Below are 23,628 nucleotides of genomic sequence, written 5' to 3'. Positions count from 1 at the left end.
CTCAAATTTAATCACATAAATTCACATCACCCCTCAAAAGTTACCATCTCAGCAGGATGATTGTGTGTTTTTTCCACAAAACGAGTATAAATAGATTGAAATACCAACTCAATAGTTCCAGTTGGGCCATTTCTATTTTTACCAATAATTATCTCAGCACTTTCTTCTACTTTATTTCTACTAAACTTAGGGGTATATTCTTTACCTTCGAGCTTTGCTTTTTGAATTTTCTCATTCTCCTCTTGTTCTAAATAAACCTCATTTCTATAAACAAATAAAATCGTATCAGCATCTTGTTCGATTGCTCCAGACTCACGCAAATCGCTTAGCATAGGACGTTTATTAGCTCTTGATTCTAGACTTCTATTTAACTGCGAAAGAGCTACAACTGGCAAATTTAACTCTCTGGCTAAAAGCTTTAATCCGCGTGAAATCTCTGCAATTTGCAAATGGCGATCACTATATGCTGATGAGTTTGTCATAAGGCCGATATAATCAATCACGCATAGTTTTATCTCTGGATGAGCGCTTTTTAATTTTCTCATTTGAGTACGAACCTGATGAATAGTAGCATTACCGCTATCATAGACAAAAAGCTTTTTTTGACTCATCATATCACACGCATTACTTAAGCGTTCAATTTCATCATTATCCATATCTGATGTCATAAGATTTTGTAAATTTATCGATGTTTTAGCGCTTAATAACCTTAACATAAGCTGAGTTGCAGGCATTTCAAGAGAGAAAAATACTACACCTAAGTTTTGATCTAGTACCCTTTGTACCAAATTTAGCACAAATGTAGTTTTTCCCATACCAGGGCGAGCTGCGATAATGACTAAATCACCATCTTTAAATCCCTTTGTCCGCTCATTTAATTCACGAAAACCAGTATCAAGCCCTACTACATCATGATCTTTGGCAAGCTTTTGCTTATTTAACTCTTCAATTAAATCAACCACAATCTCTTTAGCATTTTTTATCACGCCACTACCTACGCCATCTACTAAAGAGTAAATTTCGCTACTAATCTCATCTACCATATCACGGCCAGGCTTATTCTCATTTACCTTAGATGGGATTTGATTTGCTACTTTGACTAGCGATCTTTTGATTGAAAACTCTTTAAGCTCTGTAGCGTATTTTTTGATATCTAGGATTGAATTTGTAGTTAAAACGCTATTAAAAACCTCTTCATTAAATTTAGTCCCCAAATGCTTTTTAACAAAGGCTATATCTACTGGATCATCGCTATTTAAGCAACTTTGCATAGCTGCAAATATATCTTCATGAGCTTTTAAATAAAAATCTTTTGGGCTGATAATATCATAAATTTCACCCAAATTATCTTGCTCAAATAATATCGCACTCAATATCGAGCGCTCCATATCTAGGTCATATAAATTTGAGTTTATCTCATTCATTTCTAGCCTTTAGCTCATCATCTATCTCTTGTAAAAATCTATCTACTAGTTCAGACTCAGACAATCTAGCTACCACCTCTCCATGACGCATTATAAGCCCATTTCCCTTGCCAAAAGCGATAGCCACATCTGCACCCTTTGCCTCTCCAATAGCATTTACTATACAGCCCATTACGCTTATATTTAATGGTGCGGTTATGTGAGCGGTCTTCTCTTCTACTATCTTTATAGCGCTTACTAAATCGCTTTGGAGCCTACCACATGTAGGACATGAGATGATATTTAATCCACTTTTTTGGACTCCGCTATCTTGTAAAATTGCCTTAGCTACCCTAATTTCTTCTTCAAGCTCTCCTGTGATACTAACCCTCATAGTATCGCCGATCCCCTCCATCAAAAGCCCACCAAGTGCTATAGCTGATTTTATCGTAGCGTGAAATGTCGTTCCAGCTTCTGTAACCCCTAAATGAAATGGATAATCCACCATTGGACGCAACGCTCTATATGCTGCCATTGTATTTGCCGTATCGCTGCTTTTTAAACTCACAGCAATATCTCTAAAATCAAAATCTTCTAAAAGCTTAATATTATACAAAGCACTCTCTACCATAGCTTTGACGCTTCTGCCATATTTTTGCTCAAACTGCTCTTCTAAGCTACCGCTATTTACACCAATTCTTATAGGTAAATTTCGCTCTTTACAAGCATTCACCACCTTTTTAATCTTCTCTTTACCACCGATATTACCCGGATTTATCCTAATAGCATCTACAAATTCAGCCACAGCCAAGGCATAAAGATGGTTAAAGTGTATATCAGCTACGATCGGCAGTGGGCTATCTTTTTTAACCTGCCTAAGCCCTTCTATATCATCTTTATTAAACACAGCACACCGCACTATATCGCACCCCGCAAAATATAAGCGGTTAATCTGCTCTAAAGTACCAGCTACATCTCTTGTTTTAGAAAACGTCATTGATTGGACGCTTATTGGCGCGTCGCCACCTATCTTTACACTGCCTACTTGAATTTGTCTTGTTTTGTATCTTTGCATTATCATCACTCAAATAAATTTTAAAGCCATAAGTCTATCTAAAATTTAATAAAAATATTGTAAAATAGCAAATTTAAAACAGTAAATTTAAGGAAATTAATGCGAAAAATCATAACCCAAATTCTCATCTTTACAGCCATATATATGGCTATCTTTGCTCTTATGAGAGCGGTTATGCTATATAACCTAATTGAGCATGATATTGATGATTGGGGTGGGGTATTTTGGCATGGGCTTGGGCATGATATGCGGACTTTTAGTGCTATATTTTTGCCTATATTTTTATCTGGGTTTCTTAGCTATTTGGGCGGATTTATCAGATTAAATTTAGCCAAATTTTATCAAATTATCTCTAGCGTTTATATAGCCATTGTATCATTTATCGTGGTTATTTTTGCATTTATCAACTATTACTATTATCAAATTTATCACAATAAGATTGATATGTTTATATTTGGGCTTAAAGATGATGATACCGCTGCTTTAATATCGATTATCTGGAATGATTATCCAGTAATTTTAATACTATTATGCGCTTTGGTTTTTGCTATTTTATGTGGATATTTAAATAGTAAAATTTTAAAAATTAAATTTAAAAAATCCAACCAACCGATTTGGACTTTAATTATTTGTAATATTATATTAATTTACGCATATGCTGTGGCACTGCGGGCTCATCCAGTATATAATGCGCTTCGTGCTTCTACATATCAATTTAGCTCATTTAAACCATTTAATGAGATATCTACTAATCCTATTATGGCTCTTTCATGGGCTAGTAAAGAGTATAAAAATCAAGCCAACTTCCCATATGTGGATATAAATAGAGGCAAAGAGCTGCAAAAGAGATTGTTTGATATGTTTGCTATTACAAAACAAAACTCCAATCATGCTAAAATGCATATACATTTTAATCTCATGGAGAGCTTTGGGCTTGGGCTGCTTCAAGAAGATAAAGCTATGCAAAAAATACTTTTAGGCTCCCTTGATGAACATTTTAACTCTGATTTTGTATTTAAAAGATTTTTGCCTTCTACTAATGGTACGATAGATAGTCTAAATAGAATACTATTTCAAAGTCCTATAATCAATCTCACAAGTAGCAAATTTCAAAAGACAAAGCTACCTTACACAGTCATTGATACCTATAAAAAAGCTGGTTATAGAGTGGTTTTTGCTTATTCGGGGAATTCTGCTTGGTATAATATAAATTACTTTTTAAAAGCTCAAGGTGTAGATGAGATTATAGATGAGACTATACTAATGCAAGAGTATGCAAATGCCAAAGAGTCTAAGCATCCATATGGGATAAAAGATGAGTATATGTATAACAAGATTTATGAGATTTTTAATAATGCAACCAAACCAACTCTAATTATCTCTCTTGGTATTTCAAACCATCCTCCATATTTACACAAAGGTAAAAATGAGCTAAATTTAGATCTAAATAGCTCTGAGATTAGTCGTTATTCTACTGACTATAAAGCACTATTAAACGCATATAGCTACGCAAATAACAGCTTTGGAGATTATTTAAATAAGATCAAAAATAGCAAATTCAAAGATAAAATAATAGTAGCAGCAACTGGCGATCATGCAAATAGAGAGTATAAATTTGATTATAAAAATGAGATAGCTTTTGGGATTAGTGTGCCATTTTATCTATATATACCACAAAATTTACAAAACAATATCTATTATGACAAAGATAGAATCGGCTCGCATAAAGATATATTTCCAACTCTATATAATCTTAGTCTAAATAATACCAAATATCTAAGCATGGGTGGTAGAGATATGCTATCTAGACCTAATGATACTAAGATGGAGTTTGCAATGCATATAAATGTCTGGGCTGATAATGATGGCATATATCCAATATCAAGCACTAAAGGATATAGATATCAAAACTCAAATACATTAAAAAATAGTAATGATAGCTTTGAGCTTGATGAATCAAAAGCTCAGTTTCATAAGCTATATGAAGAATTTAGTTACTATCAGTTAGCTTGGAGATTAGGTTTGATTTATTAAATAAGCAAATTTGATAAAATAAACAAACCCGCTATATAAAGCGGGTTTTATAAATTAGTTTTCTAATTTGTAGTTTTCAATTAAGTTGAAATTTAGATATTTATAAATTTCAGCTTCTTTACCAGCAAGTTTAGCTGGTACAATTTTCATATACTCTTCTACACTTGGAAGTCTTCCTAGCATAGCACACACCGCTGCAAGCTCAGCAGAACCTAGATAAACTTGAGCGCCCATACCCATACGATTATCAAAGTTTCTTGTAGAGGTTGAGAATACTATAGCATTATCAGCTACTCTAGCTTGGTTACCCATACATAGTGAGCATCCTGGCACCTCTGTCCTAGCACCGGCTGCACCAAATAGCGAGTATCTACCCTCGGCTCTTAATTGGGCTTCATCCATTTTTGTAGGTGGAACAACCCATAATCTAGTAGGCACTTGACCTTCGCCTTTTAAGACTTCGCTTAAAGCTCTATAATGGCCGATATTTGTCATACAACTACCTACGAAAACTTCATCTATATTTTTAGGGCGTTTTGGATCATTTAGAATTTCACTTAGAGTAGCCACATCATCTGGGTCATTTGGACACGCCAAAATTGGTTCAGTGATCTCATCCATATTGATCTCAATTATAGTGTGGTATTTCGCATTTTTATCAGCTTGTAATAACTCTGGATTTTCTAGCCATTTTTTCATCTTATCACGGCGACGAGCTAAAGTTTTATCACTGCCATATCCTGCTTCTATCATAGCGTCAATTAGAGTTATATTGGATTTTAGATACTCTATTACAGGCTCTTTATTTAGAGCGATAGCACATGCTGCAGCACTTCTTTCAGCACTTGCGTCGCTTAATTCAAATGCTTGTTCTACTTTAAGATCTGGCAAGCCTTCAATCTCAAGTACCTTACCGGCAAATACATTTACTTTGCCTTTTTTCTCTACTGTTAAAAGACCTTTTTTGATAGCGTAATATGGGATAGCATTTACTAAATCTCTTAGAGTTATGCCCGGTTGCATCTTACCGCTAAATCTTACCAAAACTGACTCTGGCATATTTAATGGCATTGAGCCTAAAACCGCCGCAAAAGCTACTAGACCACTACCTGCTGGGAAGCTTATACCGATAGGGAAACGAGTATGAGAGTCCCCACCTGTTCCTACTGAATCAGGTAAAACCATTCTATTTAACCATGAGTGAATAACGCCATCACCTGGTTTTAGGCTCACACCACCACGACTAATCATAAAATCTGGTAAAGTTTTATGCATTAAAGCGTCTGTTGGTTTCGGATAAGCTGCTGTGTGACAGAAGCTTTGTAATACAAAATCAGCTGAAAATCCAAGGCTTGCAAGCTCTTTTATCTCATCTCTTGTCATTGGACCTGTTGTATCTTGACTACCTACTGTTAGAGTGATAGGCTCTACATACATACCTGGGCGAACACCATCTAAGCCACAAGCACGGCCGACCATTTTTTGTGCTAGAGTGTAACCTGCGCTATCATCACTTGCAGGTTGGGCTGGTTTAGTAAAGATATCTTCACTACCTAAATTTAGCTCTGCCCTAGCCTTAGCACATAGGCTTCTAGCTATGATTAGTGGGATTCTACCACCGGCTTTTACTTCATCTTTTAGAGTATTTGGCTCAAGTTTGAAAGTTTTTATCACTCTGCCATCTTTTACTATCTCGCCTTTGTGTGGGTAAATTTCAATCTCATCACCGGTTTCTAAGCCATCTACATTTACGATAATTGGTAAAGCACCGCTATCTTCAGCAGTGTTAAAGAATATTGGAGCGATGATGCTACCTAGGATTACACCACCTGTTTTTTTGTTTGGAATTCCTGGAATTTCACGACCTATATGCCATTGAATTGAGTTGATACCGCTCTTTCTTGAGCTACCTGTTCCAACTACATCACCTACATAGACAACTTCACGACCGCTTTTTTTAAGCTCGGCAATTTTTTCTAAGCTACCTGGTTGGCGTTTCATTAACATAGCATTTGCGTGAAGTGGTATGTCTGAGCGGCTAAATGCCTCACTAGCTGGACTTAAATCATCAGTATTAGTCTCGCCTGGGACTTTAAATACTATAGCTTCGATCTTTTCAGGGATATCATCTCTAGATTTAAACCACTCAGCATTTGCCCAGCTTTTGATAACTTCAGCGGCAAATTTGTTTCCCTCTTTAGCAAGGTGTGCTACATCATTGAAGTAATCATGAACAAAAATTGTATTTTTTAATACATCTGCAGCAGCTTTTGCTACGCTCTCATCACTACTTCTAAGAGTAGCCACAAGCACTATAACGCTATATCCGCCAAGCATTGGCTCAAGCATTTTTACGGCATCAATTTTGCTAATCAAACTACAATTTAAGCCGTGATTTATAATCTCATTTAAAAACTCAGCTTTAACCTTAGCTGCATCATCAACGCCTGGATTAACACGATTTGCTAACAAATCAACAAGTTCTGCACTAGCAGATGATTTAAGTAATTCGCATACCTCTTTTGTCTGCTCTTTAGTAAGCGGAAGTGGTGGAATACCAAGTTTTGCGCGTTCATCTTTAGCGCTATTGTATTGTTCAAAAAAGCCCATTTTCATCCTTTAAAAAAAATTTTTGATTATTCTACCAAAAAAAATAAAAATTTAGTAGTAAAAAATAACTTAGATTTTATATTTTAGTATATTTTAAATTTTCTATGAATCCAAATTTAGAGAAAATGTAAAAATAGCTATCAAATTATGACAAAAATTTAATAGCTATTTGATTGCTTTAAAAAGCTAAATTTACCTACTATGGTTAAAATCTAGCACGAAGTCCCATATTTTTATACTGCTCGATCTCAGCAATATACTCAGCATGCTGTTTATCAAGCTCATTTGTTAGATATGAGATTAGCTTAGCATCTGATTTTTTATGACCTGAAACTAATGAAATAAATTTAAGATAAGGAATTGCATTAGAAGGTACATGCCCACGATTTTTTGCTGGAATTGGGAATTTTTGAATGAAATACAACGATGCTCTTTCTATCTCTTCTTTGGTTGAATCCTTATTAGATACGATAATTAGTAGATCTTCTAAAGTGATCTTTGGTTCATCCTCTTTTTGCTGAGTTGTCTGTTTTGGTGCGCTTGAACCGCGGCTGAGCGATTTTATCACAACCACGACAATCACACCCAAAACGACAGCTACTGTAGCCATCGCAATAAATATAATACTTTCGTTCAACTTAAACCTCCTAAATTTAGTTACAGTCTAGCGCTATATGACCTTTTGCGATAAGCAAGTAGGCTAATAACTACCATTACCACAAGTGCTATCCAGACAAAATTTGGCACAGGCACAGCATCACCAGCTGCATAACTATGCATTCCAACTAAATAGAAATTCACCCCAAAATAGGTCATTATAATCGCACTATAAGCAAACATTGATGCTACAGCGAAGGCATATTGCGAATTTACTTTTGGTATAAATCTCATATGAACTACAGCCGCATAGACTAAAATGCTAACCAAAGCCCAAGTCTCCTTACTATCCCAGCCCCAGTATCTTCCCCAACTCTCATTAGCCCAGACACCGCCTAAGAAGTTACCTACAACAAGCAAGCTAAGACCTAAAATCATCGCCATTTCGTTGATTCTAGTGGCTTCAATTATATTTCTAGTAAGCTCTTTATTCTCATTTTTGCCTTGAAGTGAAAATAAAACCAAAGTAAATAGCCCAAGAAGAGCACAAAGCCCTAAAAATCCATAACTAGCCGTTATTACACTTACATGGATTGTAAGCCAATAACTTTTTAAAACCGGCACTAAATTTGTAATCTGCGGATCGAGCCAACTAAGATGAGCTACAAATAGAGTAACTCCGGCTAAAATAGATGTCAAAGCTAGTGATATGGCCGAACTTCTAGCAAACATTGTCCCGCTAAATGCCAAACACCAAGCGATAAATACCAAGCTCTCATATCCATCACTCCAAGGCGCATGCTCTGCGATATACCATCTAAGCCCCATACCAATAGTGTGAGCGATAAATGCTAAGATATTGACCCAATAGGCAATTTTAAAAATTAAATTTATTTTAATTTTAGGGCGTAACATCTTAACAAACACTACTATTAAAAGTGCAAAACCGGCCAAAAGATATACTGGAGTTAAATTTTGAAATATCTTATATTTATTAAATGCTAATTCTAAATCTACCCTATTACTAGCTGGCATTACGGTTGCACCAAATTCAGCCTGATATTTTTTAATCACTTCTATAGCTTCATCAGCTTTACTCCACTCGCCACTATCTTGTGCTTCAAGTACTGCAGTAAAATATCTTTGTAGCATTATAGCTACATTTGATGCCTCTTCACCGCTAAGCTCCATAAGTGCCCCACCTGGGCTTAGCCAAGTATTATTATAATCATCTTTTTTAGGTATTACTCTAAACATCTCTCCTATAAATACCATATAAAGAATATTTAGCTTCTCATCAGCTTTTATAACATCTTTATCAAAAAGCCCCCTTGTAGCTGGTGCTTTACGATTAGCAAGTTCTGTGAATTTAATTAGCTTATACTCTATTTGACCATCTTTATTAGGGCCAAAGAAATCATCAAAACTAGCATATTTTTGACTTTTTGGAATTCCTAATACCTTTTTTAACTCATCATCGCTAATTTTAATAATTGGTACGGAACGCCAATTTTCTGAATTTGCCATCATTGATAAAAATACAGCATTAGCACCCATTGATTGAAACTTATCACTGCGGTAAATTTTATTTAAAATCTCGTGTGCCATAGTATCAAATGGTTTCATTCTACCATCTGAACCTTGTATAATTAGAGTTGATACCTTATCTATATGGCTTTGTGGAATTTGTGGCATTGTTAGAGCATAGCTATTTTTAGCACCAAATATTGCCAGTCCAGCTATTAACATCAGCCCAAGCGCCTTGGTATTTGCCTCATTTACAGCTTTAGCCAGTTTTCTAAATCTTGAATGAGAATTCATAACATTTAATAAAAGCCCCAAAGTTAACAAGAAATATCCAAAATATGTAGGCCATTTACCTGGATCGCTATTTACTGAAAGTATCGTACCGCCTTCATCAGAATCATAACTACTTTGGAAGAATCTATAACCTTTATAATCAAGCACATTATTCATATAAATTCTATAATCCATCTTAAAATCCCCATCTTCTACGACTACATCACTGCTATAACTCATTGGTGAGTTTGATCCTGGATATCTAGCTAGCTCAAAATCTTTTAGATATATGCTAAATGGCAATGTAATAGCCATTGGAGACCACGCTACATAGAATTTCTGTCCGCCGACCTCCACTGCTTCAGGCGGGTAATTGCTCAATATCGCAACATCTTTGCTATCGTTATTATAGCTTAGGGTTGCTATGATAGTATCTGCGCCTGCTACATTTTCGCCGGCTTTTTTCACACCTTTTATAGCACTTACCTTCATCGTTCTAGGTGCAAAATTTACTCCACCCATACTATATAATCTAAGCCCAGCAAACTCAACTTCTGTATCTTTTGGCAATTGGCCTTTACTCATATCACTCATTACCATATAGCTTATATCTTGATTGGTTTTGATATAAAATTTACTATCTTTAATATAAATTTGAATATATTTGGATTTTGTAGGTTTGGCACCAAAGCTAAAGCTCATATCACCAACTTCGAATTTATCCCCAAGTTTCATAGTAACTGACTCACTATTGCTCTCATCAGAAAACATAAGCTCCAAAACCGCCTCACCATTAGGACTATCGATCCAAGCTGGCGTAGCATTTGGAGTAAAATCTTTATATTTCAAAGTGGCCAATTTATCATGGATATTGAGTCTTAGATTAAAATCATTTCCTATAGTACTAGATATATATTTTGGCTCTGAGACTGTGTAGGTATTATTACCATCGCTTGAGATCATTTGGATATAGCTTTGCATTGTTCTTATCTCGTTGCTACTATCGTTTTCACGGATACTCATATGCCCTTCAAAACCAAAATATCTCGTGATACCCGCACCAACTAAAATAAATAAAAAGCTTAAATGAAATATAAAGGCGGGGAGTTTTTTAAGCTTAAAAAGTTTATATTCATAGATATTATAAACTAAATTCACCCCCAAAATCAGCTGAATTAACGCAAACCATCCAGCACCATAGACCAAAGCCCAAGCAGTTTGTGTATTATAAACACTCTCAATAATTGTCGCAGCACCACTAGCAAACGCAAAAATCAAGAAAAATACAACGGCTGAGCCCATACTAAAAAATAATTTATGAATAATACCCATAAATGCCCTCAGTAAAAAAATTAATTTGCGATTATATTGAATATAAATAAACATTTTTAAAATAAAATTATTTTAAAATAAAATTATTTTATTACTCAAATTCGACTTGCTATCTCTTCAGCCCTAGCCAAAATCTCCTTAGCTCCTTTATTTATAAACTCATCAGCTAAAATTTCTCCAGCTTCTTTATATTTAGCCTTATTAAAGACTCTTTCATCTTTTAATATTTCTTTACCATCTGGAGTACCTAAAATTGCTCTAACGAAAATTTTATCACCATCTAATCTTGCGCTTACTCCAATTGGGGCTTGACACCCGCCATTTAATTTATGCACAAATGCTCTCTCAATAGTAGTTTCTATAACGCTCTTTTCATCATTTAAAAACTCAATCGCCTCTAAAATATCAACCCTATCTACTGCTTCAATACCCAAAGCTCCTTGCCCCATTGCTGCAATAGTATTAAGCAAAGATACATAATTTATCTCTTTATAGAGTTCAAGACGATTAATTCCAGCCATAGCAAGTATAATAGCATCAAATTCACCATCTTTAAGCTTAGCAATTCTTGAGTTTACATTTCCACGAAGCGAGATAATCTCTAAATCAGGTCTAAGAGCTAGAAGTTGCATTCTTCTACGCAAAGATGTTGTTCCAACTCTTGCACCATTTGGAAGCTCATCAAAGCTTTTAAAATTCATACTTAGCATAGCATCATTTATATCTTCTCTACTACAAACACAGGCTAATTTTAACCCATCTGGAAATGTAGTTGGTACATCTTTTAAACTATGCACAGCAATATCAGCCCTTCCATCAAGCATCGCATTCTCAAGCTCTTTGGTAAATAAACCCTTACCACCAATCTTAGCTAATGGAGTATCTAAAATAACATCGCCTTTAGTCTTCATAGTAATAATCTCTATATTATGACCACGAGCCTCTAAAAGATCTCTAATATGATATGTCTGCCAAAGTGCTAAGGCGCTATTTCTACTTGCGATTTTAATATTCATCTATCTCTCCTCTATAATCTCTACATCTATTATATCATCATTATGATTGGTTTGACGATATTTATTTTGATTATTTTGATACCTAGGAGTACTAAATTTAGAATAAATTTTTAAAGCTAAAGCAACTCCGATCACAATTACCCCAAAAATATCGCTTAACATCCCAGGAATTATAAGAGCCAATCCACCAATAGCAAGCCCCAAACTACCAAAAATATCTTTGATATTAAAGTAGTTTATATTTTGAAATAAATTAGCAAATCCATAATTTAGTATTAAAATTACGCCAAGTAATGCACTAAGAAAAATCTCACTAAATAGACTAAAAAATCCAAATTCTAATACATATAAAACAACCAATACTATCTCTAAAAAGATATATGGTAGCAATGAAATTCTAATCATACAAGCTCTTTTAATTTGCCTAAAATTTCGCTAGAAGCAACTTTTTCTTTTATTAAACCATCTCTGATTATCAATTCTACTTCTGCATTAGCTAATCCTTTGCCTACTACTACACCAAATGGATTTCCAATCAGTTCAAAATCCGCCATCTTTACACCAAACCTCTCATCTCTATCATCCAAAAGCACCTCTATTTGAGCATTTTCAAGGCTATTTTCAAGCTCTAGAGCGAATTTAGCTTGGGCTTCATCTTTGAAATTTGATACTATGATATGAACGCTAAATGGAGCGCACTCTTTTTTCCATACGCATCCCTTATCATCATGGCTAGACTCTATAATCACAGCTTCTAACCTACTCACACCGATACCATAACATCCCATTATAAACGGCTTTGCCTTGCCATTTTCATCTAAAAATGTAGCATCCATCGCCGCTGAATACCTATCGCCTAATTGAAATATATGGCCGACTTCAATCCCTTTTGTAAGGCTCAATCTCCCACCATCAAGGGCTTTATCCCCATCTTTGATGGCTACTAAATCTTTAAATCTATCTTTATTGAAATTTATAATGCTTACGCCAATAGCGTGATAATCTTTTTGATTTGCTCCACAAATCATCTCATATTCGCCATCAAGCTCACTATCAATATAGAAATTCACCCCCTCAGGTAGCCCGATTGGCCCACAATATCCAGCTACTAATCCAGCATTTTTAATCTCATCTATATTAGCATCACATAGCCCTAATGCCCCACAAGCATTTAGTGCTTTTGTCTCTTGAAGTTCATCATCTCCCCTTAGGAAAAATATCACAACTTCGCTTCTATCTTCATATATAGCCTTTTTGATAACAGCCTTAATAGTATAAAATGGATCAACTTTAAAAAACTCACTCACACTTGCGATAGTGCTACAATTAGGCGTATGAAATTTAAGCATTCCATTGCTTTTTGGGCGTTCTGCACTACAAGTGCGTTTAGCCCTTTTAGCAGCTTCAATATTTGCAGCATAATCTGAACTATCACTAATTAAAATATCATCTTCGCCATTATCAGCAAGCACCATAAACTCTTTGCTTCCACTACCGCCAATAGCTCCACTATCAGCCTCAACGCATCTAAAATTTAGCCCAAGTCTAGTAAAAATCTTACTATAGGTCTCTTGCATCAAGTCAAACTCACGCTTTAAATCTTCATAGCTAGAATGAAAACTATAGCTATCTTTCATTATAAATTCACGACATCTCAAAAGCCCAAATCTAGGTCTAGCCTCATCTCTAAATTTTAATCCAATTTGATATAAATTCAAAGGTAGTTGCTTATAGCTATTTACTCTTCCGCGCACCATATCCACCACGCTCTCTTCGTGTGTTGGCCCTAGAACAAAATCATTTCCTTTTCTATCATTTAGCCTTAAAAGCTCGCTTCCAAATTTAAAAAACCTCCCACTTTGCTTCCATAATTCACTAGGCACGACAAAGCTCATAGATACTTCATTTGCTCCAGCTTTATCCATCTCATCTCTAATGATATTTTCTATCTTTCTTAAAACCCTTTTGCCAAGTGGTAAGAAGTTATAAAGCCCACTACCAGTTTGTTGGATAAATCCAGCCCTAAGCAAAAACTGATGGCTAGGCAAGGTTGCGTCTTTTGGCGCCTCTTTTAGTGTTGGGATATATAATTTGGTAAATTTCATCTACTCTTCCTCTTTTAATTCTATTTTATCAATTGTAATATCAAATAGATACTCAAGCGCACCAAGTATATCATCGCTATTTTTATCTTTTAAACGCATAGTTGGCGTGTGTAAAAATGCCTTGAAAACTTGATGAACTAGCTTTCTAGCCTCATTTTCATCACAGCGTTTGATATAGCCTTTTTTAATCGCTTTTTCTATCTCTAATTCAGCTATATTCTTAGCTTTAAATCTAAGGGCTTTTATAGCTGGCGTGCTATTTTGTGATGAGCGCCACTTGAAAAACTCAGCTGTCATCTCTCCTACTATTGCATATGCTACGCCAGCTTGTTCCTCACGCAAATTTAAATTACTTTTTACTATACTTTCTAAATCATCAACTGCATAAACGCTTATATTATCATAGTAGCTAATATCAATATCTCTAGGCACAGCAATATCAAAAAAATATCGATTAAACTCCACCATCTCTATAATCTCATCAGTGATAACAGGCACATTAGCACCAGTAGCACTAAAGATTAACTGATATCTATTTATCAACTCACCAAGACGCTCCCACGGTGCAATACTAGCTAGCTCGCCTAACTCATTTTGTAGCTGAGCAGCTCTATTTTGATCTCTATTTACTATTATTACATTTACTTTAGATGTTATTAGATGCTTGCACGCCAAGGCACTCATCTGTCCAGCGCCTACTACAACTGCAGTCATACCGCCTAAATTGCCATATATCTCTTTGGCTTTTGCTACTGCTACGCTTGAGACTGATACGGGGTTTTTACTAATTGTCGTTGCGGCTCTAATTTTAGAAGCGCATTTAAAAGCAAAATGTATAGCGTAGCTAATATTATCACCACAACTGCCATTGTCATAGGCAAATTTAAATGCTTCTTTAAGCTGACCAGCAATTTGAGTCTCACCAATAACTAAACTATCAAGGGAGCTAGCTACAGCAAATAAATGATGAATAGCTCCATCATCTTCATAAATATCAGCTCTAAGCTCAAGCGCATCATAAGGTACAAGGGTTAAAATTGAAATAGAATTTAAAATATGCCTAACACACTCATTTATTTTAGATACATAAGCAAAAACCTCAACTCTATTACAAGTGCTAAGAATCATAGATTCAATTATATTTTCATTAGCACTCAATAGGCGCAAAATCTCCTTTTTACGGCTCTCATCACTTAAAGATAGCTTCTCTCTGATACTAATATCTGTATTTTTATGCGTAAAGCTAATACTTATATAGTGCATTAAAACTCCCTATCTATCATACTTGTGACTATATCCTTTAGCTCTTCATCGCTTACTGAGGCTATAGCTTTAGCACCTAAATCTTTAGCAAATTCTTTGCATTTTTGAATGATATCAAACTCATCAAATTTATCTTTAATCCATTTAATTTCACCCTTATCAAGCTCTTTGCCCCATAGGCTTTTTAAAATCTCTTTATCATCTAAATTTAAGGCATTATATAAAAAGATATATGGAAGAGTTGTCTTGCCCTCTTTATAATCACTAAATGCAGGCTTACCAAGTGTAGCTACATCAGCGCTAATATCAAGTATATCATCTACAATTTGAAATGCTAGGCCTAAATTTTTGCCGTAATTTGCATATGAATCACTATCTATACCAGCTATTATAGCTGCACTTTTAGCTGCTGCTTCTATCAAAACTGCCGTTTTAAGCTCTATCATCTTTAGATATTCATCTAAATTTGGGCTAAATTTACTCCCAAGATCCACATCCATCATCTCACCAATGCTTAGATCAAGAACTGCTTTAGATATAATTTTAGCAATTTGCGGATTTAAGCTTACAATCTCATAAAAGCCCTTAGAGTATAAGATATCACCTAGCATTATTGCGTTCTTAGAACCAAAAAGCGAATTTATACTAGGCTTACCACGCCTAATAGTAGAGTCATCTATGACATCATCGTGCAATAAACTCGCTAGATGTATAAGCTCTATCACCGCACATAGCCTAAGCGAAGTCTCATTTTGACCAGCTATTTTTAAAATTAGCTTGCTTCGTAGCTTTTTGCCACTACTAATATTATTAAACATCTCAAGAGCTCTATTATAACCACACTCCTTGACAAACTCATATAAAATCTTATCAACCATAAAACTTCCTATCTATCTGGTATATACTCTATCTCAACTCTAGCACTTTGATCCATTATCAATGCGTCAAATACTACACTGCCATCATAATGTCTATACTCTTTAAAGACTAGATATAAATCCACATTATCTACAAGTGGGTTTTTGATAAATGCCAAAATCGGCTGACGATACATCTCTAACCCCCTTCTAAGACTTAAGACAATCTGGCGTGGATATTTTCTAAATTTAGTATGAACTACTAAATTTGTATTATCATAAAGAGTCCACGAAAACTCAAATTCGTCTTTTATCTGATGGCGCCTTTCAAAAAATATAATCTTAGCTTTCTCATCTTTTTTAAGGACAAATTCCTTCTGATGTGTCCATTTTGGAGCTACACCATATAGCAACCCAAAACAAAAAAATGGCAAAAGCCAAAGAGTTAATCTACTCATTTTGTGTTAATATTTTCCCTGTAATATCTATATATATATCATTTAGTCCGCTCTCCATAGCATCTGGATTTAACGCCTTAAAGCTATCTATTTGAACTTGTGTAATACCACTACTCTCAGCCAGCTCTCTTAATGCTACAAGCTCACTAAATAAAATTTCAAGCTCATTTTCTACTATATTTCGATTAGCATTATAGACAATATCAAAAAATTTATCCTTAGGCTGACCACCAAAAATATCATCAAATATCATTATACTCTCCTATCTTATTATATCTCGTTGACCTTTTGAATTTGGCGGAGTTAATACGCCATTTTGTTCAAGCTGTTCTATTATGCTTGCAGCTCTATTATAGCCTACTTTTAATCGTCTTTGTAAATAGCTTATAGATGTTTTTTCTTCGCTTAAGACTATCTCCTTAGCCTCATCATAAAGCTCATCTATTTCACCGCTAAATTCTCCGATACTGCTATTACTAGCATTATCATCTTTTAAAAAGCTCTCTTGATACACAACACTCTCTTGAGCTTTTAAAAACTCAGCTATATGATCAATCTCCTCTTCACTAGCAAATGGCGCATGTAGCCTGACTACTCCAGGGCTTCCAGGTGGTGTAAAGAGCATATCTCCACGCCCTAGCAAACTCTCTGCTCCCATCTGATCTAAGATAACCTTGCTATCGATTTTTTGCCCTACTCTATAGCTTATGCGACTTGGCAAATTCGCCTTTATAAGCCCAGTTACTACATCTACACTTGGGCGTTGTGTTGCTACTATTAGATGAATTCCACTAGCTCTAGCCATTTGAGCTAAGCGACCTATATGAAACTCCACATCCTTGCCACTTGTCATCATAAGATCAGCTAACTCATCTATGATAACTACTATAAAAGGCAGGGTTTCACCGCCTTCTTTTTTCATCTTTTCATTGTAGCTCTCTATATTTTTTGTGCGAGTTTGGCTCATTATCCTATATCTACGCTCCATTTCAGCAACTAAATTTGCTAGTACAGCAATCGCCTTTTTAGGTTCAGTTATAACTGGAGTTAGTAGATGGGGTATATCATTATACATACTAAATTCAAGCATCTTTGGATCTATCATTATAAGGCGCAATGTCTTAGGTGAATTACGATATAATAGGCTTAATACCATCGCATTTATTCCGACACTTTTGCCACTTCCTGTGGTTCCAGCGATTAAAAGATGTGGTAATTTTTTAAGGTCAGTTATAAATGGATCGCCTACGATATCTTTACCAAGTGCTAAGGTAAGCTCGCTTTTGGCATTTTTATAGATATCGCTTTGTAATATCTCTTTTAGATATATAGTCTCTATATTTTTATTTGGAATCTCTATCCCAACTACATCTTTACCAGGAATTGGGGCTTGAATTCTAATAGTTTGAGCCTTTAACGCCATAGCCAAATCATCTTGAAGAGTTAGGATTTTGCTTACTTTTACATGGGCTGCTGGTTTAAACTCAAATGTCGTAACCACTGGACCAGAATAGGTTCTTACTACATCGCCATCGATTTTAAAACGCCTTAATTTATCTAGCAAATCAGCAATTTTTTGATCTATTTCAACCTCATTTATAGCCTTACTACGCTTTGGTGGATCCTTTAAAAAATCCAAACTTGGCAACATAAAATCCTTTGGCTTTTCTATTTTGCCTGTCTCAATTTGGCTTAAAAGCTGTTTATTTTCAGCTACTTCATTAAGGATTATAGCGCCACTTGATGTTGATTTTGGCTCTTTTAACAAAGATATATCAGTATCTTGAGTAATCTCGCTTGGAATTTGGTTTTGCTCATCATCTATATTAAATTCGCTAAATCTATCAACTTCATCTATATTATCTATATCTACTTCATCAAGCTCTTTTTGTTGGGATTTTTTTCTAGATTTTGATACTTTAGGCTCAGGTGTAGCGCTTTGTGATTTAGCTACTTCTAGATTATTATTGTTAAATTTTACCTCTTGAAACTGAGATATCTCTTCATCTTTAATATTAGATTCTAAGGCTGAATTTGGGCTAAATTTAGGTATAGATTTAACTACAAATGCCTTTTTTATCATTACATCAAGCCTATCATCAAAGCTAAGCCCAAATCCAATAAAAAATATCATTAAAATAAAAATAAATGTCCCAATACTACCAATCACACTCCCAAGCGCCTCATAGCTAAATCCACCAACTATGCCGCCAGCTATAGGATTAAACATCGCACAAAGCAATAAAAAAGCATAAAATAACATCAGCGATCCAATGATATTTCCAGCTATTTTTAGGCTAAATTTCGTATAAGATTTATATAAATTATAAACAGGATATAACAAAATAAATGGGTAAAAATATGACGCATAGCCAAATAGTCTTGCATTATACCAGCCTAAAGCGCCACCATAACTCCCCACAAATGAAGCATGCGGAACGATAGTTGCCACACCAAGATATACAAGCACACAGATAGCTACAACCAGCAAAATCTCTCGCAAAATCGTAAAATCCTTGAATAAAACTTGAAAAATCCGCTGATTATATCAAAAATTTTGTTATATATTGCTTAGTTTGTATTGATTAAAAAGCGATTTAAGCCGCCATTTTAAGCTAATAAAATTAGCAAATGGCGACTATTTTTAAATTTTATAAATACTTTATAATAGCTATATTACATATAATTAAGTAGGCTAATTTTACTAATCATTGATGAAGTTTGTAGCATTGCTTCAAACTGTGTTAGATACTGTTTATAAATTAGCATACTCTCACCCAAATCAGCGCCAATAACATCATTTTTAATACTCTCCACATTAACATATAACATACTAGCTCGTGAGCTAGAACTCTCTAATACATTAGTATATGAACCAATCTGCGTATGGAGTTTATTTACATGGTCTTGGATATGGTCAATTCTCTTTAGAGCGCCTTGGATTCCAGTAGTACGAGCGTTAGTACCATCTGGATTGCCTCTATAGCTACCATCTCTTACAGCTGCTATCATAGCATCTAAATCTTTAAAAATATCCACACTTGGCTCATCTATGCTAATCATATTATTAGCATTAAAATTAAATAGCGACCCTGCGACTGTAGAGTTAGCCTCTTTACCAAATTCAGGTTTATCAGCACTAAAAGTCTCAAAAATAGATATTTCTATATTTGATACGGTTGCGCTTTTGTCTATGATTTGCATTTGGCCTCTATAATTTAGCTCTACATTGACACTAGCAGTGGCTGCATCTACAGCTTTATTATAAGCTTCAAATCTAGCTGTAGCATAATCTGTGTTATTGATTATAAGATCTTTTATCTTGCCTAGGGCTTCTTGTTTGTTAGTTACTGGAAAAGTAAGCCCAGCCGCATCTACTGCTTGATCTATTATAGCTTCTGTAGCAGGGTCATTAACATTGGTTTTTAATCTCGTTTTAAGATCATTAGCAGTATTAATTGCCACATTTGGGAATAAATTTTGATCACTTAAATTTTTTGCTACCGTGTTACCCACTCTATCATCTGGTAAGTTACCCGCTGCTACCATAGCTACTATATCATTTAATTGTTTGTAACTTATATCATCAGCTTGAGTTACGACCCCATCTGTGGTTTTAGTAGCTTCATTATACTTGCCTAGCATTATATTGCCTTGATAGACTGGGACTGGTGTGAATCCACCTGGCGGAATTATCGGCGTTCCATCTGCGTTGATTTCAGTGATGGTGAGTTGCGTGGCCTTAGGATTACTAGCTGAGAGCGGATCGCTAAAATCTATCTTAACTTGATAATATTTACCATTTTTAGATTTGATATGCATAGTCATATTGCTATCAGGGTTATCTTGCAGTCCAGCACCAGCTACATCTTTTAGCTTAGTAGCATCAGTAGCAAATGTATTTTTACCCTTGACTACTTGAGAGACTGAGCCAGTTAGGATATTATCTTTTTGGGCAAACTGTAGCTTGTTATAGTCAGTAGCATCGTTTTTAACCCCTAGAGTGTCTTTAAAGTCGCTTTTGATAAATTCAGTTAAATATACTTTGCCATTTTTGACATTTTCTTCGATAGTTTCTAAATCGGTTAAGTCACTGACATCAACCCATGAACCATCTTTATCACGAACTTTGGTGCTAGACATTTCACGAACTTGATCAGCATTATTTGGATTAAATGCAGTAAAATCAGTTGCATCTATACCATTATTGCCAAGATCGTTTAAATCTAGTGTAAATGGTGGATTACCGATATTTTGTACAACTTGATTATTAACTTGAAGTTGGTTAGTATTACTTAAATTAATTGTATATGTTTGATTGTTATTATTGCTTACTGCTGTAATTTCAGTTATATTGCCATTAGCGTCTTTTGTAGTTGTTATTTTATAATTGCCAGATGTTTGAGGGTCAATATTAATCTCATATTCACCAACCTTATACTTCTCAGTTGATTGTTGCGGAGTAAGACCAAATAGATGAAGCTCCATCATCTGATTACCATTTCTAATATCAGTTATTTCTATTTGGCCGCTATTATTTAACGCTACTTGAACTAGTGGATTTTTGCCTTCTTTATCATTGCCTAGAGCGTAGCCGATATTATCTAGTAGGCTTTGGATAGATGAGTCTGGGGTCATAGTTACCTTGGTAGAAAATGTAGAGCCATCTGGTTTTCTACCTTGTAGGAAAAATGTAGTTGGTTGATCTTTTACTGCATCTTTTGTAAAATCATCCTCTTTTGGCGGATTAGCTTTATTAAATTCTTCGCTACGATAATTAGTACCTATTAAATCTCTTAAATCATCTCCAAGCCCGACATATTTGATTGGCTCATCAGGATTAGCAAATTTATTATAATTATTAACCAAATTCACATTTGTCGTTATAACCTTTTTATAATCATTATCCGAACCTAGAAATAGTGATTGACCGTTGATATTGTAGTTAGAAGTTTGATTAGTGCCAATTACTGCTTTTATACTCTCAGCATTACCATTATAGTTGCCTAAATCATCAATTGGCATAGTATCTAGCGCAGTTCCTGAGAATAGATACTGGCCATTTATGGTAGTATTAGCTATATCGATTAGATTTTGCTTGATACCTTCTAGGTCATTAGCAATAGCATTACGAGAAGTTACATCGTGAATATCATTAGCTGCTTGGATTAGTTTGGTTTTAAATTCAGTTAGCTTTAGCACAAAATCATTTAACGCCTTATCGCTATTTTTTGAAAATTCAGTAGCCTTTAGTGTTGTAGATTCTACTTGTTTGAGTAGATTACTCTCATACTCCAGCCTAGCAGCATCGACATAGATACCGCTACCTTCATAAGCGTAATTGATTTTTAACCCTGTACTAAAAGCCTGATGAGACTTATATAGTGAGTTGGAGTTCTTTTGGTAGTTATAGACATTATTGAAATTCATAAGCTGGTTGGTTATACGCATTTGCACTCTCCTAAAAATTTAGGAATTTTACAAGCAAATATCATTCCCAAACCAGCAAATTTAATAGGAAATCCCTGCTAAATTATCATAATCCTATTACATTTACTACTATCACAAATCCAATAGCAGAGCCTATCATTGCTATTGGTAAAGTAATTACCCATGCTAGACCAATTGGCTTTAACATTCCCCAGTTGGCATTGCGATTATATAATCCAATACCAAGCACCGCTCCTATCAAAACATGAGTAGAGCTAATAGGTAATCCCATTTTTGTAGCGATTAATATAACTATACTTGCTGATAACTCCGCACTAAATCCAGTTGTAGGCAAAATCTCTGTAAGCTTACTCCCAACAGTAGTTATCACCTCTTTACCTAAAAACCATAACCCCACAACAAGTGCTACGCCAAATGTAACCATAGCTACTGTAGGAATCACTGTAGTGCTATTAATAGCGCCACTTTTTAACACATCTAAAATCGCAGCAAATGGCCCAACGGCATTAGCGATATCATTTGCACCGTGAGAAAATGCAAAAGACGAAGCAGTAAATATCTGAAACCAACCAAAGATTCTATTAATCCCTTTTTGCGGATTATCTCTTTTCATCATATTAATAATCGAGAAACTAAGCAAATATGCAACTGTACCAATAACACATAAAATCCATATAGTCTCAATTGTGCTAAAGTTTAAGTTCATATGCTTTAACCCTTTAAATAGCAATGTAGATGAGATAATCATCGCTGCAACTGCTGCTAAAATCGGAATATGAAGTCTCATATATTTCATTGTATCAATTAATTTTTCTTGTCCTTTAAACTCTCTAATCTTATCTCTAAAAGGACCACTGCCTATGATTCTTTCATCATAACTCATGGCAATAGCTTTAAGCTCTTGAATTTGTTGCGACTGGCTCTTGCTAGAAAGCTCGTTTATATAATTTTCTTTAAATGCTCTTTTTTGTGCTTTTATCGCTTTAATCTGAGTATGTAGATTCATACTTGGAGTTATAATTTTAGTTTTGATATAACCATAAACGATATAAGCAATAACTCCACCCATTAGCGGAGATAAAACCCAGCTAAGAGCAATACTACCAATAGAACTCCATTTAACCATATCTAAGGTATTGCCATTATCATAGTATAAATACCCCATCATAAGGCCAGACCCTACGATACCACCAACGATAGAGTGAGTAGTAGATACTGGCAAGCCCTTTTTAGTCGCTACAAATAACCAAATTCCAGAACTCATAAGAGCTGAGAGCATAACAGCAGCAAAAATCATAGGATTGATATCACCGTTATTTGGTAGTATGACAATACCACTTCTAATAGTATTTGTAACTTCAGCTCCAGCAAATACAGCGCCACTTAGTTCAAATACAGCTGCGATTATTAAAGCTTGTTTAATAGTAAGAGTCTTAGCTCCCACGCTTGTACCAAATGCATTAGCAACATCATTACCGCCAATATTAAAGGCCATAAATATGCCAAAAACACTAGCTAAAATAAAAAAGATTAAATGATGGCTCGATATATATCCATATCCCCATATAAAAAAGACAACTAAAGAAATGATAAAAACTGAAGTAAAAAATAAATTGTCCCTACCCAA

16 protein-coding genes are annotated in these 23,628 nt (G+C 34.9%); 1 reads left to right on the top strand and 15 read right to left on the bottom strand.

The window, feature by feature from the left end; all coding sequences use genetic code 11:
- Positions 1 to 26: 26 nt before the first annotated feature.
- A complete protein-coding gene (locus CIGNP91_RS04635; protein ID WP_086226170.1) occupies positions 27 to 1,424 on the bottom strand; it encodes a replicative DNA helicase in 1,398 nt (465 codons plus the stop codon).
- Positions 1,417 to 2,478 (bottom strand): flavodoxin-dependent (E)-4-hydroxy-3-methylbut-2-enyl-diphosphate synthase, encoded by a 1,062-nt coding sequence (gene ispG, locus CIGNP91_RS04630; protein WP_086226171.1) that lies wholly within the window; start codon positions 2,476 to 2,478, stop codon positions 1,417 to 1,419. The genes CIGNP91_RS04635 and ispG overlap by 8 nt, the downstream gene beginning before the upstream one ends.
- A gap of 99 nt (positions 2,479 to 2,577) precedes the next feature.
- Here ispG and CIGNP91_RS04625 point away from each other — a divergent pair, with 99 nt between their 5' ends.
- Positions 2,578 to 4,512: an LTA synthase family protein gene (locus CIGNP91_RS04625; protein ID WP_086253516.1), complete on the top strand. Its 1,935-nt coding sequence runs from the start codon at positions 2,578 to 2,580 to the stop codon at positions 4,510 to 4,512.
- Between the two features lie 54 nt (positions 4,513 to 4,566).
- On the opposite strand, the gene CIGNP91_RS04620 is transcribed toward CIGNP91_RS04625, so the two are convergent.
- The 13 genes from CIGNP91_RS04620 to CIGNP91_RS04560 all read right to left on the bottom strand — a co-directional run bounded on the left by CIGNP91_RS04620 (position 4,567) and on the right by CIGNP91_RS04560 (position 23,628).
- A complete protein-coding gene (locus CIGNP91_RS04620) occupies positions 4,567 to 7,122 on the bottom strand; it encodes a bifunctional aconitate hydratase 2/2-methylisocitrate dehydratase (protein ID WP_086253515.1) in 2,556 nt (851 codons plus the stop codon).
- A 205-nt stretch (positions 7,123 to 7,327) separates the two neighbouring features.
- Positions 7,328 to 7,759 carry a hypothetical protein gene (locus CIGNP91_RS04615; RefSeq protein ID WP_086228237.1) on the bottom strand — a complete coding sequence of 144 codons (432 nt, stop codon included), beginning with the start codon at positions 7,757 to 7,759 and terminating at the stop codon, positions 7,328 to 7,330.
- A gap of 20 nt (positions 7,760 to 7,779) precedes the next feature.
- Positions 7,780 to 10,851: a cytochrome c biogenesis protein gene (gene ccsA / locus CIGNP91_RS04610; RefSeq protein ID WP_086253514.1), complete on the bottom strand. Its 3,072-nt coding sequence runs from the start codon at positions 10,849 to 10,851 to the stop codon at positions 7,780 to 7,782.
- 95 nt (positions 10,852 to 10,946) lie between these two features.
- Positions 10,947 to 11,867: a hydroxymethylbilane synthase gene (gene hemC / locus CIGNP91_RS04605; protein WP_086244128.1), complete on the bottom strand. Its 921-nt coding sequence runs from the start codon at positions 11,865 to 11,867 to the stop codon at positions 10,947 to 10,949.
- A complete protein-coding gene (locus tag CIGNP91_RS04600) occupies positions 11,868 to 12,272 on the bottom strand; it encodes an FxsA family protein (protein ID WP_086224701.1) in 405 nt (134 codons plus the stop codon).
- The gene (locus CIGNP91_RS04595; protein ID WP_086253513.1) at positions 12,269 to 13,972 is read right to left on the bottom strand and encodes a proline--tRNA ligase; all 1,704 of its coding nucleotides are present in this window, start codon (positions 13,970 to 13,972) and stop codon (positions 12,269 to 12,271) included. The genes CIGNP91_RS04600 and CIGNP91_RS04595 overlap by 4 nt, the downstream gene beginning before the upstream one ends.
- A complete protein-coding gene (hemA, locus tag CIGNP91_RS04590; protein ID WP_086253512.1) occupies positions 13,973 to 15,235 on the bottom strand; it encodes a glutamyl-tRNA reductase in 1,263 nt (420 codons plus the stop codon).
- Positions 15,235 to 16,113, bottom strand: a complete 879-nt coding sequence (locus tag CIGNP91_RS04585; RefSeq protein ID WP_086253511.1) for a polyprenyl synthetase family protein — start codon at positions 16,111 to 16,113, stop codon at positions 15,235 to 15,237. Before CIGNP91_RS04585 ends, hemA begins: the two co-directional genes overlap by 1 nt.
- Positions 16,114 to 16,121: 8 nt before the next feature.
- Positions 16,122 to 16,550 (bottom strand): hypothetical protein, encoded by a 429-nt coding sequence (locus tag CIGNP91_RS04580; protein WP_086253510.1) that lies wholly within the window; start codon positions 16,548 to 16,550, stop codon positions 16,122 to 16,124.
- On the bottom strand, positions 16,543 to 16,803 hold the full coding sequence (locus CIGNP91_RS04575) for a DUF2018 family protein (protein WP_086226182.1): 261 nt from the start codon (positions 16,801 to 16,803) through the stop codon (positions 16,543 to 16,545). The genes CIGNP91_RS04580 and CIGNP91_RS04575 overlap by 8 nt, the downstream gene beginning before the upstream one ends.
- 9 nt (positions 16,804 to 16,812) lie before the next feature.
- Positions 16,813 to 18,816, bottom strand: a complete 2,004-nt coding sequence (locus CIGNP91_RS04570; protein ID WP_442861879.1) for a DNA translocase FtsK — start codon at positions 18,814 to 18,816, stop codon at positions 16,813 to 16,815.
- 410 nt (positions 18,817 to 19,226) lie between these two features.
- On the bottom strand, positions 19,227 to 22,001 hold the full coding sequence (locus tag CIGNP91_RS04565; protein WP_086253509.1) for a flagellin N-terminal helical domain-containing protein: 2,775 nt from the start codon (positions 21,999 to 22,001) through the stop codon (positions 19,227 to 19,229).
- 85 nt (positions 22,002 to 22,086) lie between these two features.
- Positions 22,087 to 23,628: an inorganic phosphate transporter gene (locus tag CIGNP91_RS04560; protein ID WP_086253508.1), complete on the bottom strand. Its 1,542-nt coding sequence runs from the start codon at positions 23,626 to 23,628 to the stop codon at positions 22,087 to 22,089.

The sequence above is a fragment of the Campylobacter sp. P091 genome, assembly GCF_002138935.1.
GTDB classification, from domain to species: Bacteria; Campylobacterota; Campylobacteria; order Campylobacterales; family Campylobacteraceae; genus Campylobacter; species Campylobacter devanensis.
Note: the sequence above shows the minus strand (reverse complement) of the source record. Positions and strands in the feature narration are given on the sequence as shown.

Excerpts from the sequence above, each read along its gene's own strand:
- ccsA (WP_086253514.1), bottom strand. The coding sequence starts at position 10,851 with ATGGGTATTATTCATAAATTATTTTTTAGTATGGGCTCAGCCGTTGTA.
- CIGNP91_RS04600 (WP_086224701.1), bottom strand. The coding sequence starts at position 12,272 with ATGATTAGAATTTCATTGCTACCATATATCTTTTTAGAGATAGTATTG.
- CIGNP91_RS04635 (WP_086226170.1), bottom strand. The coding sequence starts at position 1,424 with ATGAATGAGATAAACTCAAATTTATATGACCTAGATATGGAGCGCTCG.
- CIGNP91_RS04575 (WP_086226182.1), bottom strand. The coding sequence starts at position 16,803 with ATGATATTTGATGATATTTTTGGTGGTCAGCCTAAGGATAAATTTTTT.
- ispG (WP_086226171.1), bottom strand. The coding sequence starts at position 2,478 with ATGCAAAGATACAAAACAAGACAAATTCAAGTAGGCAGTGTAAAGATA.
- hemC (WP_086244128.1), bottom strand. The coding sequence starts at position 11,867 with ATGAATATTAAAATCGCAAGTAGAAATAGCGCCTTAGCACTTTGGCAG.
- CIGNP91_RS04580 (WP_086253510.1), bottom strand. The coding sequence starts at position 16,550 with ATGAGTAGATTAACTCTTTGGCTTTTGCCATTTTTTTGTTTTGGGTTG.
- CIGNP91_RS04625 (WP_086253516.1), top strand. The coding sequence starts at position 2,578 with ATGCGAAAAATCATAACCCAAATTCTCATCTTTACAGCCATATATATG.
- CIGNP91_RS04565 (WP_086253509.1), bottom strand. The coding sequence starts at position 22,001 with ATGCGTATAACCAACCAGCTTATGAATTTCAATAATGTCTATAACTAC.
- CIGNP91_RS04585 (WP_086253511.1), bottom strand. The coding sequence starts at position 16,113 with ATGGTTGATAAGATTTTATATGAGTTTGTCAAGGAGTGTGGTTATAAT.
- CIGNP91_RS04595 (WP_086253513.1), bottom strand. The coding sequence starts at position 13,972 with ATGAAATTTACCAAATTATATATCCCAACACTAAAAGAGGCGCCAAAA.
- hemA (WP_086253512.1), bottom strand. The coding sequence starts at position 15,235 with ATGCACTATATAAGTATTAGCTTTACGCATAAAAATACAGATATTAGT.
- CIGNP91_RS04620 (WP_086253515.1), bottom strand. The coding sequence starts at position 7,122 with ATGGGCTTTTTTGAACAATACAATAGCGCTAAAGATGAACGCGCAAAA.